The 14353-nt window shown below is 29.8% G+C and carries 11 protein-coding genes; all 11 read left to right on the top strand.

What is annotated here, in order from left to right; translation table 11 throughout:
* Positions 1-387 precede the first annotated feature (387 nt).
* The 11 genes from nrdD (at position 388) to E0E45_RS06175 (ending at position 14343) form a co-directional block, all read left to right on the top strand.
* Positions 388-2634 (top strand): anaerobic ribonucleoside-triphosphate reductase, encoded by a 2247-nt coding sequence (gene nrdD, locus E0E45_RS06225; protein WP_130890372.1) that lies wholly within the window; start codon positions 388-390, stop codon positions 2632-2634.
* 1 nt (position 2635) lies between these two features.
* The gene (nrdG, locus tag E0E45_RS06220; RefSeq protein WP_130890371.1) at positions 2636-3094 is read left to right on the top strand and encodes an anaerobic ribonucleoside-triphosphate reductase activating protein; all 459 of its coding nucleotides are present in this window, start codon (positions 2636-2638) and stop codon (positions 3092-3094) included.
* Positions 3095-3583: 489 nt separating this feature from the next.
* Entirely contained in the window at positions 3584-5734 is a 2151-nt protein-coding gene (locus E0E45_RS06215; RefSeq protein ID WP_130890370.1) for a transcriptional regulator, read from the top strand.
* Between the two features lie 37 nt (positions 5735-5771).
* A complete protein-coding gene (locus tag E0E45_RS06210) occupies positions 5772-6206 on the top strand; it encodes a membrane-associated protease 1 (RefSeq protein ID WP_130890369.1) in 435 nt (144 codons plus the stop codon).
* Between the two features lie 113 nt (positions 6207-6319).
* Positions 6320-7099: a hypothetical protein gene (locus tag E0E45_RS06205; protein ID WP_130890368.1), complete on the top strand. Its 780-nt coding sequence runs from the start codon at positions 6320-6322 to the stop codon at positions 7097-7099.
* 4 nt (positions 7100-7103) lie between these two features.
* A complete protein-coding gene (locus tag E0E45_RS06200; RefSeq protein ID WP_130890367.1) occupies positions 7104-7550 on the top strand; it encodes a J domain-containing protein in 447 nt (148 codons plus the stop codon).
* Positions 7547-8209 carry an FHA domain-containing protein gene (locus tag E0E45_RS06195; protein WP_130890366.1) on the top strand — a complete coding sequence of 221 codons (663 nt, stop codon included), beginning with the start codon at positions 7547-7549 and terminating at the stop codon, positions 8207-8209. The genes E0E45_RS06200 and E0E45_RS06195 overlap by 4 nt, the downstream gene beginning before the upstream one ends.
* Before the next feature lie 70 nt (positions 8210-8279).
* Entirely contained in the window at positions 8280-8810 is a 531-nt protein-coding gene (locus tag E0E45_RS06190) for an FHA domain-containing protein (protein WP_005977625.1), read from the top strand.
* 9 nt (positions 8811-8819) lie between these two features.
* Positions 8820-11084 carry a hypothetical protein gene (locus E0E45_RS06185; RefSeq protein WP_130890365.1) on the top strand — a complete coding sequence of 755 codons (2265 nt, stop codon included), beginning with the start codon at positions 8820-8822 and terminating at the stop codon, positions 11082-11084.
* Positions 11051-11758, top strand: a complete 708-nt coding sequence (locus tag E0E45_RS06180) for a protein kinase domain-containing protein (RefSeq protein WP_130890364.1) — start codon at positions 11051-11053, stop codon at positions 11756-11758. Before E0E45_RS06185 ends, E0E45_RS06180 begins: the two co-directional genes overlap by 34 nt.
* Positions 11758-14343 carry a hypothetical protein gene (locus E0E45_RS06175; protein ID WP_130890363.1) on the top strand — a complete coding sequence of 862 codons (2586 nt, stop codon included), beginning with the start codon at positions 11758-11760 and terminating at the stop codon, positions 14341-14343. The genes E0E45_RS06180 and E0E45_RS06175 overlap by 1 nt, the downstream gene beginning before the upstream one ends.
* Positions 14344-14353 lie beyond the last annotated feature (10 nt).

Here is a 14353-nt window from a genome sequence, read left to right as displayed (position 1 = left end):
AATTATTAAAACTTAAATATAATGTTTTTTATATTTTATTTATTTCATTAATTACATAAATTTTTCTAATTTCTGAATTTCTAAAATTTAATTAGACTTTTTAAATATACTTTTTCTTGTAGGAAATAATTATTTATTTAAGATATTTAGAAAAAAATATGTATAATTAAAATATATGTTAAAATATATAAAACAGGTAAATAAAGAAAGAACTTGAAGTAAAAAATCAAGTTCTTTTTTTTTGACATGCTGATAAGTTAGTAAAATCAAGGTGGATAAATGATATACATATTATCAAAGAACAATATATATTGAAAATATTTGAAAAAAACACAAGATATAGTATAATGGATGAGGAACAATTACAAATATGGGAGGAAAGACACAATGCATAAGATAGAAGTAATTAAGAGAAATGGCTCTATTGTGACTTTTAATAAAGAAAAAATAGAAAAGGTTTTAGAAAAAATAGATAAGGAAGTAAATTTTACAGATAAAGTTACCATTAAACATATGATGGATGACATAGTAATAAAGATTAATGGACATACAAGAATGTCAGTGGAGGCTATACAAGATATAGTTTTTTATACTTTATGTAGTAATGGATTATTTGAACAGGCTAAAGCTTTCCAAACATATAGGACACAAAGAGCTGAACAAAGATTAAAAGAAGCTAATAGTGTATTTAGACATATGACTGATATAGTAGATGTAGGAGACAGAGAAAACAGCAATAAAAATTCTATGCTTCCTTCAGTACAAAGAGATTTGATTGCTGGAGAATATTTCAGATATATACTTGAAAAAAATATAGATAAAGAATTATGGGCAGCTCACAGAAAAAAAACTATACATTGGCATGATTCAGATGTAGATACTAAACTTACAAACTGTTGTCTGTTTAATATAGAAGATATGCTTAGAAATGGAACTAGAATAACTAATGCTGATGTTTGCCAGCCAAACTCTGTAGGTACAGCTATGAATATTGCTATGCAGATAATGGCAAGTATTTCTGCCAGTCAATATGGTGGAGTTTCTCTGCCAAACTTTAATGAAGTATTTGCTGAATATGCAAAGAAAAACTTTAAGAAAAATTTTATGAGAGCTTATAATGATAAATTATCTACAGAAGCAAATATTTCAAGAATGACAGAAGAAGATATAGAAAAAGAATTTGGAGAGATAAGTTCAGGAAATAAAAAACTTGCTTCTGAAAAATCTGTTGAATTCCAAATAGCTAAGGAAAGAACAGCAAAAGATATTTATGATGCATGTCAATTATTTGAATATCAGACTAACAGCATATTAGGAAGTGCAAGTCAGACTCCATTTAGTACAATTACTTTTAATATTCCTACATCTTGGGAATCTGAGCATATAATATTATCATATTTAAAAGTAAGGCAAACAGGACTTGGAGAAAAACATATACCAGCTATTTTCCCAAAACTTTCTTATATGGTAGTAGATGGATATAACTTTAAAAAGGGAGATAAATATTTCTATATTACAGAGGAAGTATCTAAATGTATAGCAAATACTTATTATCCAGATATCTTATTCTATTCTAAAGATGATTATGATGCAGGAAAATATTATGCTAGAATGGGATGTCGTAGCAGAGTAAATCATGAATATCAAGTTGCTGGAGAGTATCAGCACTATGGAAGATTTAACTATGGAGTAGCAACATTAAATGTACCTCAAATTGCTTTAGATGTATTGAGGGATGAACGTTATGGAGGAGCAGAGGGGAACAGATTAGAAAGATTCCTTAATATTCTTGAAAAAAGAAAAGAACTTATGAAAAAAGCTATTCAAACAAGATTTGAAAATGTAAGACATCTTCAAGCTAAAAAAGCTCCTATTTTATTCCAATATGGGGGAATAGCAAGATTAGAACCAGATGACACTGTAGAAGAATTATTGAAAACTGACAGAGCTTCTGTATCTTATGGATTCCTTGGATTAGATGATGCTGTAAGAATATTATCTGATGATAAGGAAAACATATCTACAGAAAAAGGGCATGAAATGGGTATTGCTATAATGGAAGCTATTAGAAAACAAGCTGATGATATAAAAATTGAAACTGGACTTCCTGTATCTGTATATGGTACTCCTGCAGAAAGTTCTATAGCTACATTTTTCAGCAAAGATGTAGAAAACTATGGAGATATAATGCCTGAGTGGCTTAGAGAAAGAGAATATTATACAAATTCATTCCATTTCTCATCAGAACTGCCAATAGATTCTTTTGATAAAATAGATGTAGAAGCACCATTTATTAAATATTGCAATGGTGGAAATATTATGTATGTAGAAAATGGTGGAAAAACATATAATAACGAAGCTATAATAGAACTTATTCAATATGCTCATGATGCAGGAATAGAATATTTTGCAGTAAATACTATTTCAGATGTATGTTATGAATGTGGATATACAGGAGAAATATCATATAATGAAAAAACAGCCAGCTATAAATGTCCTCATTGTGGAAATGAAGATGGAATGAAAATGAAAATACAAAGACGTTGCTGTGGATATATATCAAACTATAATATAACTCATGCTCTGGAAGGAAGAATGAAAGAAATCAAAAACAGAGCTATACATGTGAAGTAATATGAGGATAATATCAATAGTAAATAATGATCCTATAAACAGCATGACTGGATATACAATGACTCTTTATTTTGCTGGATGTTCTCATAAATGTCCTGGGTGTTTTTCAAGGAATACATGGGATTACAATGCAGGAAAAGAATATTCAATGGATGAAATAAAAGATATTATATTAAAATCAAGATGGAAAAATGTTACATTTTTAGGAGGAGATCCTCTATATTATGAAAACAGAAATGAAGTAATAAAACTTATACACTTTATAAAAGAAAATACTGATAAAAATGTTTATCTATGGACAGGATATTTGAAGGAAGAAGTGGAAAAATGGATAGATACTTCTCTTATAGATTATCTTATAGATGGAAAATTTGAAATAGAAAAAAAAGATTTGAGATTAAAACTAAGAGGCTCATCAAATCAAAGAGTATTTCACAATGGGATACTTATGAATATTTAAATAAAACTGAGAGTGACTTAATAAAAAATTAGTCACTCTTTTTTTATTACTGAAATTTTAAAAATATTTAATAAAAGTAAAGTTATATAATTTGAATCAAAGAAGAGAGTAGTGTTTTTATATGAAAGGATTTAAAAATAAATACAATTGTACTTTTAATAAGTATAGTTTAAAAAATATATGATTTTTATAAAAAAATATATGTAAAGTGGTATGGTTGATAACAGTTCATTTTATATTCGATTTAAACAAAGATAATGAATTAATAATAAAATAACTAAAAAAAATTTTTTTCGATTAAAAAGACAAATTTAAAACAAACAAACTATCTAAAAAGTGCCGATAAAAGATTAAAAACGTAATTAGAAAATTATAACTTCTTTAAATAAAACATGATATTTGACTGGTATGATATATTATTGGTATAATAAAAACTAAATAGAATTTAAAAATATAAAACATTTAAAATAAAACAAAAAGAGGTGGAATATGTCTAAAAGTATTTTTGAACAAACAAACAGAACAATTCTGTTTGAGGAGATCAACAGTGAAAAACTGGATTTATTGACTCTTGTGGGAAGCAGCAACAATGTAACAAGTTTAGATGATGAAAAAATAAGGGAAATCCATGAACATCTTCTAATAAGAAACTTTAATGAGTTTCTAACAAAATTTGAGCCTAAAGTATACAGCTTCTTCAATGCTGCTACTCAAAAGGTAAAATACAGTCTGGAAAAACCTAATGGGATTCCTGATAACTGTATAACTGAAATTCCAATAAATATGGAAAATACATTTTTTAAAATGTTAATAACATTATTGGACAGTAAAAAAGTTAATGGAAGCAAGAATGTAGATTTTAATTTTAAAGAAATTTTAAATATGCTTTCTCCTAAAAAGGTAATGGATGATATTAAACAATTGAGAAAAGAGATAGCTTATCTTCATGACAAGTATGAATCTTTAGAAGAAGAAGATCCTACAAAGCTTGAATATGCAGATAAATTAAATATTGCCTTTTCAAAAGCAGGGGAAAGCTATAACAATATTCTTGGAATGTTGCCTCTTGCAATAGAAGACATAAAAACAAGGGTATTGATTGGACAAAGTGAAAATGGTGGAAAAGCAGAAGAGATAAAAATAGGAATGCTTACAATGGATGAGCATGGAGAGCTTAAAATCATTGAGGAAAAATCGAAAAAAAGCACAGCTCTTACAGTAGCCTCTAATCAGCATAATCAACTTTTGGCACAATACTTTGAAGATGACTTTGAAGAAGTAAATGAAGAGCCAAATGATTATGTAAAAAATCTAGTAGTAAGAACTTTTGTTCCTCTTCCAACAGTAATAGAAGAAATAGATGTGGAAAGAGAAGTTAAAAACTACAATCAATATTTAACTTTCTACAAAGAAGCACAGGAAGATTTTATAAAGACTATAAAACCTCTTATGGAAAAACTTCTAGGAGTAAAAGTATTCTTTGAACAGTATGATAAAGACCTTAATGGAATGAAACCATCTTTACTAGTAGTAAACAACAAACTTGAAATGCTTTTAAAAGGGGAGAATAAACAGGCATTAGAGTTATACTTAAATACTGTAAATCAGAAAAATGATTTTGAAAATACTATCTGGTATGGAATTATTCCAAGCATAAATCTTGATGAAGTGGATAATGCTAAAAATATTAGACAAAGATTTAAAGGAACAACTAAAGTACAGAAAAAGAGCGTTAATACAAATGAAAATCTTCAAGTGCTTATGTCCATCCTTGCTAAATATAAAGTTGCAAGTTTCTTCAGTGTAATAGGAAGCGATGAAACTACATTCAATAATCTGGCAACTACTGGAATAGGTAAGTATGTGGAAAAAACTAAAAACCTTCAGTACAGAGATTTCTCACAATTCCTTATCCCATGTGTACCTAATTTCACTATAATACCAAAGGAAAAATCAAGTGTTATATTAGATTATAAACTAAAGACAGAAGAATCAAATCTAGCCGAATTTGATAAAAATGAATTAGTTAAGTTCTGGATAGAGGGAGTATATATAGAAAGTTCTTATGTGGCAGCAGGAATAACAGCGGCTCAGCAATGTCCTGAATATCTGAGAAAGAGATTTAAGAAAACAGACTTGAAAGAGCCAGGAGTAAGAATCAACATAGAAGAAAAAGACAATAGTTTCAAAATAGTAACAAGTATGTCTAAAGAGATAACTGGGTACACTATTGCAACTAAAGACAGCATTAACAGAAACAACTTTGGATTTATATTCTCTTCTGATAATGTTCAGCATGGAGGAAAGCTTATAAACAACATAACAGTATATAAAGCAAGAACTTTGGCTACTAATGAAGACGGGGTATTTGAACCTATGTATAAAACAGTGGCAACTACATATATAGAAAGAGTTTTGAGATTTATCACAACAGATTTCAAAGAGGATAAGATAAAAGATTTCTTTAGCAATAAACCAACAAGCCAAAAAAATAAATGGCTTTCTAATCAGGACTGTGTAAACTCTATACTGCAGCCAGGGGATGATATATCTGTAAATATAGAGGGAGATAACTGTCACCTTCATATTAATTTTAATGGAGATGTAAAAAATCTTACACTTGAAATAACTAAAAATTAGGGGAACCTAATCTAAAATAAAAAGGAGATGATTTTATATGGGATTCAATCTAAAAATCAAAGGGAAAAATGAGGAGATTACTTTAGGAATGGATAATATCACTACAGTGAAATACATTTCTGATACTCCAGACGATTCAAATGCAAGAGCTAGTGATTTAGGAGTTGTATTAGAAGTAAATGGAAAAATAATAACTCCTGTAAATGGAGAAGAAGCAGATGATACTAAAAAAATGGCTAAATGGTCATTAATCCCTGCTGAAAGCTCAGATGCTTACAGAGAACTTACATTGGAAGTTATCTCTGGAAGTGTTGTAGTTAGAAAGATAGATCTTCCTAATGCATTTATCCTTGACTATACTGAGGACTATAATGACAAAGGTGGAGTAGGAGAATTTAAAGCTATCTTTAAACAAAAGAAAGAAAAAATAGAAACTGTAACTATCGAGGGTGGTTACGCAGCTGAAGAATAATATCAGCCATATTGCAGTTGGAGGAAAATTATTTTTCTCCAACTCTTTATTCTTTCAATTAATGAGAATTAATTGGAAGAATAAAGAGAACATGAAATCAAGGGGGAAGAATCTTGGTAACAATAGACAATAGAATTCCTATATTCAGACGAGGCAACATACTTGACAAGGAAGTTTTAGATAATATGAAGGAAACTCCATATGAATACTATTCATTATCATATAATGAGTATTCTAATGGGGTTATTTGTGGTATTGAAACTTATGCAGAAGATGAATTTCTCTATATCACACCAGGAATTGTAAAATATAATAATTTTTATTATAAGATAAAGGAAAAATTAAAAATAGAGATACCAATAGAAGATGGAGACTATATTCTAAAGGTAAAATTTCTTTCCCCAGTAGAGGTGGAGAAAGGGAAATATGAAAAATACTCTATGGAAATATTTTTTTCTGCTGAGGGCAAATGTCAGAATAATGAAATGGAGCTGGTGAGAATCAAAAGGAGAGAGGGAGCAGAAATAAGGAATCCTTCAGCTTTCATAGGAATAGATAAAGAATATAATATTATAAATGAAATACATAAATTTAAAAGTACAGCTTCTGGAATTTCTTTTCCAAGTAGACTTTTAAAAATATATGCAGGAAGAATATTTGATGAAAAAGAAATGGAAAGCTTAGATGAAGTTTTTTGCAGTGCAGCCTTGAATGGTTCAGTATCGAGAGATTTGCTGAACTCATACATAAAGAGAAGAATAAGAGAAGAATGCCATCAAGCAGATAATCAAAAGGTATATGAGTATCTTAAACAAATATATAACAGTATGAAAGGGAATAGATTTGTAAGAGGAAGCAATGTTAAAAAGAAAAATCTAATGATGGTGGAGTGATGAAATGAAAAGCTTGTATGAAATACTTGGGGTGAATAGTGATTCTGGAAAAGATGAGATAAAAAAGAAATACAGAGATCTAGCTAAAAAGTATCATCCAGACAGAATGATAAATGCATCAGAAAAAGAAAAAGCAGAAGCTGAAAAAAAGTTTAGAGAAATAAATGATGCTTATACTATTCTCAGTGATGATGAAAAAAGAAATGAATATGACAAAATGGCAGAGTCAAAAAATGGATATGGAAAAAATAAGAAAAGCAGATCAAAAAATGAAAAAGAAGATTATGGAGATATTTATGAAAAGTTTACTAAAGAAGGTATGAATAGTATGTTTGGTAAATTTTTTGATCCAGAGAAAAAATCATCAGAAAAAGGGGATAGCAAAATGAAGGAACAGACAAACAATATGTTTGAATCTTTTTTTTCATTTAATGGGAGGAAGAAAAAATGAGATTTTTAAAAAATTGGAAGCTGAGAAGAGAAATCAAAAAATATCAAAAAAAAGAGATGAGAAAAAGCGAGATAAAGGAAAGAAAAGTAAATTACATCTTCTGGGGAATAGTATTGATAGCTTCATTTGCACTGGTTTATTATTTTCATTTCTCAAAAGAGATACTAATAATAATATCAATGATGATAATGGGATTTGTCATAGCTGATCTTTTTTACTACAGCTGGAAATTAAAAAGAGATTTGATTATGTATGAGAAATCACAGTTTGTAAGAGATTCTAGAATAGTAAAGAGTATAGAGGATAAAAGAGAACAGTCAAGAAATAATATAACTCATGTAATACTTAAAAATGAAGAGGGGTATGATATAAAAACATGGCCAGTGGGAAAAGCAAACTCTTTAATAATTGGTAAAAGTGCAAGAATGAGGGTAGATATAAATCTTGGAGAAACAGCATATTCTTCATTGATAAGTAAAAGACATGCAATATTGAACAAAACAGATAATGGGTGGTTTGTGGAAGATTTAGGATCAGTAAATGGTACAGGAATACAGAGATATGCAGACAACAGAAAAATAAAAATAGGAAATGCACCAGTTAAAATACAAAGTGGAGATATTATATATATATCAACAGTAGCTTTGCTAGTCAAATAACCTAAAGAATTTAAAAAAAATTAATCAGAATAAAAAACAATAATATAATAAAAATTGGAGGAAAGAAATCATGATGAAACTGGAAAGATGTGAAAACGGACATGTGTATAATGCTGCAAGATATAAGGAATGCCCATACTGCAATAATACTGACAGACTGGAAGATATAGCAGTAAGAGAAGAAATACCAATGGATCAGGTAGATATTGAAGATGATAAAACTGTTGCATATTGGGCAAATGAATTAGCTGTAGACCCAGTTGTAGGGTGGCTGGTATGTTTTAATGGTTATGAAAAAGGAAAAGATTTTAAACTGAAATCAGAGAAGAACTTTATAGGAAGAGCTCCTGAAATGGATATATGCCTAGAGGGAGATAACAATATATCAAGAAAAAACCACGCAATAATAGCATACAATCCTAAGAATAGAGAATTTGTAATAACTCCTGGAGATGGAAATGGAATCGTTTATGTACAGGGAGAGGCAGTATATGCACCAATGAAACTTTCTTCATTTGATGTAATAGAAATGGGAACTTCTAAATTTGTATTTGTTGCATTATGTGGAGAAGAATTTGATTGGAAAATAGATAAAGAGTAGGGGAAAAATATGAATAATATTCTAAGAGATGCAAAAAGGGTAAAAACCAATGTAAATAGAGCTAAATCTCTTGTCCCAGTAGGAAAAGGAAAAGACAGCGAGGAAAAAAGTCCTGAAATTGCAATCAGTGGAAGAAAAGCTGAAAGTAAATTTATAACTTCTTTTGTTTCTAGAATAGGGAAACAACCAGTAAACTGTGACTACTTTGCATATTCAGAACTGAATGATTTCGGCTGCTGGATAGTGGCAGATGGATTTGATGAGGAAAGAGGGGGAGAGGAAGCAGCTAGAATAATATCAGAAGATATAATAGCCCAATTCCTTTCTAAGCCAAAATTTTCAAGAAGATATTTAAAAAAGCTTATTACAAAGGCTCATAAAAAATTAGAGGAAATAAGAGAGAGAAGCAGAGAAAAGAGAGCTATGAGTGCTTCAATAGTAATTTTTCTTACTGATTACACCTCTATGATATATGGAGCTGTGGGAAATGCAAGGCTGTATCTCATAAGAGATGATATAGTCAGAGAAAAATCAAGAGATGACTCTATAGCACATCTGGTATATGAAGCAAATCAACTGGACTATAAAGAGATAAGATTTCACAGTCAAAGAAATAAACTGACTCAAAATATGGGTGAACCAGATGGAATCAGTCCAGAAATATCAAAGAAGATTCAGCTTTATGATGGAGATAGAATACTTCTTATGTCACATGGGGCATGGGAAAATTTAGATGAATCTGAAATAGAAGTTGAACTTTCAAAAACTGACAGTGTTGGAAAGTGGATAGGATCTTTAGAGGAAAGAATAAAGGAAAACAGCAGTAATAATGTTCCTAACTACACATTGGCAGGAATATTTATTAATGAAGTTTCTCCATCTGGAAAGAAAAAATTCAAATTTAATTATGTGAAATATCTCATTATTCTTCTTATCATTCTTATTATAGGATTCCTATTATACAGAGGATACAGCTTGAAGAGAACAAGAGATATAACATATGAGAGAGCATATACTTATGAGGAAGAGGGATTGAAAGCAGTAGCAGAAGGAGATTTTGAACAAGCATTGACTTCTTTTGAACTAAGTAAAAATGAATATAATGCCCTTGAAATAAGCCCTAAAGATGCAAATATTGTCTATAGAACAATTTTCTCTCCTAAGATAACAAATATAAATCTTGGAAAACAAATACTGCTGGTAGATAAGAAAATCGAGCAGATAGGATTCCTTCAAGGTATACTTGAAGATTTAAATGAGGGAGATAAACTCTACAATAGCAATAACTTCCTTGAAGCAGAGGAAAAATATAAAGAAGGAAAAGCAAAGATACCTCAGCTGAAAGATTTGAAATACAATAAGATAGATGACATATCTAAAAAACTTGATGACTCTATAATGGCCAGCAAAGCTCTGGCTGTGGCATATGATATGAAAACTGAAGCAGATATGATGGTACAGGATAATGATGTAGAGGGAGCAATAAGGAATTATCTGGAAGCTAAAATCATATTCTTGAAATACAGCAAAATAGATCTTCTGGCAGAAGTAACTGAAAAAGCTGAACGTTTGGCAAAGGTGAGAAATAGAAAATATGATACAGCACTTATGTATGAGAAAAGAGCTTATGAAATGGAAGCAACAGATATAAATGGAGCAATAGTGTATCTGGAGATGGCTAAAGGGATATACAGCGAGTTGAGAGATGAAGCAAGAAGAATAGAAACTACTGAGAAGATATTGAGATTAGATGAAATGAGGAAAACATTGGCACAGGAAAGCAGAGCATACTTAAATGAGGCAAAAGCTTATGCAGACAGTGGAGAGTATGAGAGAGCATTATCTATAATCAAAAAATCTCAGGATATTTCAGTACAGCTGAAAGATAATCAAAAGATGGCTGATGCTATGCAGACAGAAGCAGATCTTTTCTTCAAAAATGAAAAATATCAATTAGCATATGAGAAATATCAAGAAGCTTATGGAATAGCAGCTGATACAAATAATGCAGTACAGCAAGAGTATTTAAAAGGTAAAATAGATACTATGAAGAATATGCTTGAAACTAAAAAATTAGAAACTAATGGAGATACACTTTTCAGTAATAAAAAATATAAAGAAGCTAGAAAAGTATATAAGGAAGTTATAGAAAAATATAAACCTCTTGAAGGAAATAAATACTTTGAGAAAGAAAACTATGACAAACTTATGGAAGAAGTTACAAAAAAGGAGAAGGCAGCTTGGAAAGAAAGCAACTGGATTCCGTTCTTCTAAGAGAAGGAGAACAGTTTATCACTTATCTTATTACAGATAAAAAGGGAGAAAAGAGCATATTAAAACTTGTAAATCCTGAATATTTAAAATATGATGAGAGATATGAGAAAGTAAAAGAGCAGTTTCAATTTGAAAAACAATTATTAAATCTTCTAAAAATAGAAGGGATACCTAAATATATAGATGGTGGAGAAAATTTTCTCCACTTGTCTTATATCTCTGGTGAAAATCTGAAGAAATATGTAAAGACAAAGGAATTAACTTTAGATGAGATAGAAAATATAATATGCAGTCTTGGGGAAATAGTAAAAAAACTCCACAGTTGCAGAGTAATACATTGTGATATAAAGCCTGAAAATATAATCTATGATGGAGAGAAGATATCCCTCATAGATTTCGGTTCAGGAACATTTCAAGGAGAAGAGAGCATATATATACAGGGGAGCAATGGGTTCTCTGCTCCTGAAATATATATAAGGGGAATAAAAAGAGATATTGAGGATGACACTTATAGTATAGCAGCAATCTATCATTGGCTGCTCAGTGAAAAAGGATATATCAATAATATAAAAGATAATGAAATATTTAGAATCGGACTAGCTGATAAGAGGGAAAAGAGATTCAAAAGCACAAATGAATTGATAAGTGCTATTAAAAAAATCAGGAGAGAATGATGAAACAGTACTATATATATGACGAATTGAAAAGAAAGACATATTATGATCTGCATAAAATATGTGTAGATGAAAAATTAATAGAAGGATTCAGAGAGAATCTAAACAGAAGTGAGCTTATAAACATAATCCTTAAATACAGAAGCAGAGAGAAAGTCTATGGGATAGATTCATATAAGGAAAATGGAATAGAAAGACTTCAAGAGCTTTTTGATACAAGGCTGGGATTTAAGCTCAATGATTCAAACAGTATTAAGATACCACACAAAGTAGTGATATATAAAGATATGCCTCTTACTGATGAGGATGACTATAAAATCACTATTCCAGAACATATTTCAGATAATAATATTTTTTTGATGAATGGGAACAGTTATTTATGCGGAATTTTTCAACTTTCAAGAAACAAGAGTGAAAGAAACTCTTTCTTTATAAGAAGTGATGAAAAACTATTAAGATTAGAAAACTTAAAGAATCAAAACTACTCTCTAATTTTTTTCAATAGAAGTGATGAGAAATTTTTATTCAATGCTTACTATAAAGAAAAAAATGAGGGCAGTATGCCTATGTCTTTAAATTACTATCAGATACCGCTGGATAGTTTCCATTTTTTAGATTTAGAAGTTACAGACACACCATTATGTATAGACTTTGGAACAGCTAATACAACAGCTGGAGTATATCTTGATAAGTACTACATCAAGAATCTTCCACAGCATAAAATTCTCAGTGGGCACATGTTTTTGGATAAAATAAACTATGTAAAATTTCCTAAAAATGAGGAAGAATATGCAAATGTCATCCCAACAGTAGTATATGTAAAGAACTGCTTTGATGAGGAGAATATAAGATATGCTTTTGGATATGAAGTTGAAGAGAAACTGAAAAACAGCAACTATAATCTTAAAGGAAGTGTATTTTATGGAATAAAAAACTGGGTAAAATCTATAGATGAAAAAGAAAGAATAGTTGATGAAAATGGAGATATAAGATATATAGAGAGAAAGAAAATCATCAAGGCATATATAGACTATGTTGTAGACAGAGCAGAATCTCTTTTTAAATGCAGATTTAGAAATATTCATATAACTACACCAGTGAAATTGAAAAGTGAGTTTTTGAATATGTTTAAGGAGATACTTCCTGATTATAAGATAATTGAAAAGAATGCTCTAGATGAAGGAGTGGCTGTACTATATAATTCAATCGAAAGAATAATAGGAAAGGGAAGATTTGAGGACAACGAGGAATATAAAGCCCTCATAATAGATTGTGGTGGAGGAACTACTGACCTTGCTTCATGTGTATTTAAAATAAATTCTGAAGAGATAAACTATGATATAGACATTAAAACAACTTTTGAAAACAGTGAAGAAAGTTTTGGTGGAAATAATATAACTTACAGAATAATGCAGTATCTGAAAATACTTCTTTCTCAATATTATACTAACAAGAAGAACACTGTGGGAATAAATGACCTTATCACTAATATCAGTGAACTTATCTATAGAGATGTAGATGAGAAAGGTGTTAAAAAAATATATGAAGTACTGGAAGAGGAATATGAGAAAGCTGAGAGAATTATACCTACAAAATTCGGTGAGTTTGAAAATAAAGCCAGTGATGTATATTCAAAAGTAAAAAATAACTTTTTCTTTATGTGGGAAATAGCAGAACTTCTCAAAAGAGAGCTTTTTAAAAAGAGTACTATAATAAGAACAAAATTTGACAGTGTAAGATATGAAAATAGTGATTTAGCTTCTACATATCTTCCAAGCTGGAATCTAAATGTATATGATGGAGACTATATCAGAAATATAACCACATTCCCTAATATCATAATTAATAAAAGTGAAATAGTTAAATTGATAAAAGGAGATATATATGAAATATTCAGAAGATTCCTCACATCATATTATGAAACTGGAATAATATTTGATTATTCATTGATTAAATTGAGTGGGCAGACTTGCAAGGTAAATCTTTTCAATGACATATTGAAAGAATTTGTTCCTGGTAAGATGATAGACTTTAGAAGAAATATGGAGGAAGATGAACAGCAGCTGAAGATAAGCTGTCTAGATGGAGCTATAAGATATCTTAATTCAAGCAAGATAGGAAATATAAAAGTATCTGTAAAGAATGATATTCCAATAGTACCATATTCACTTCATGGAACAAAGTATACAGGAGAAGAGATAGAAATACTGAGAACAGGGGAGCAGGCAGGATCGAGTTCTGGATATATCAAAAAGATATCTTCCACTGAAATACTTCCTCTGCATCTGAAGAATAAGGAGCAGGAGATAAAAAAATATTTCACATATATAAATAAACCAGAAGATTATAAAGAAATAGATGAGCAGGAAGTTCTTGAAATGCTTGATGGACATTTTGAACAAGATGAGCTGGACAGCATACTAAACGGAGAAACTAAGTTTTTTGCCTATACAGATGCTAATTTCTGGGGATTCTATGTAACAGGAGTAAAGAGAGAGAATAATCAAACATATATAGGAAAGAGAAAATATTTTTCTTTTGAGGAGGATATAACTACTATAAGTTTCTTTGATGGAAGACATTAAAATTAAACTA

Origin of the sequence: Fusobacterium ulcerans ATCC 49185 (assembly GCF_900683735.1) — a bacterium.
Classification (GTDB): Bacteria; Fusobacteriota; Fusobacteriia; order Fusobacteriales; family Fusobacteriaceae; genus Fusobacterium_A; species Fusobacterium_A ulcerans_A.
This window is presented reverse-complemented; position numbering and strand designations above follow the sequence as displayed.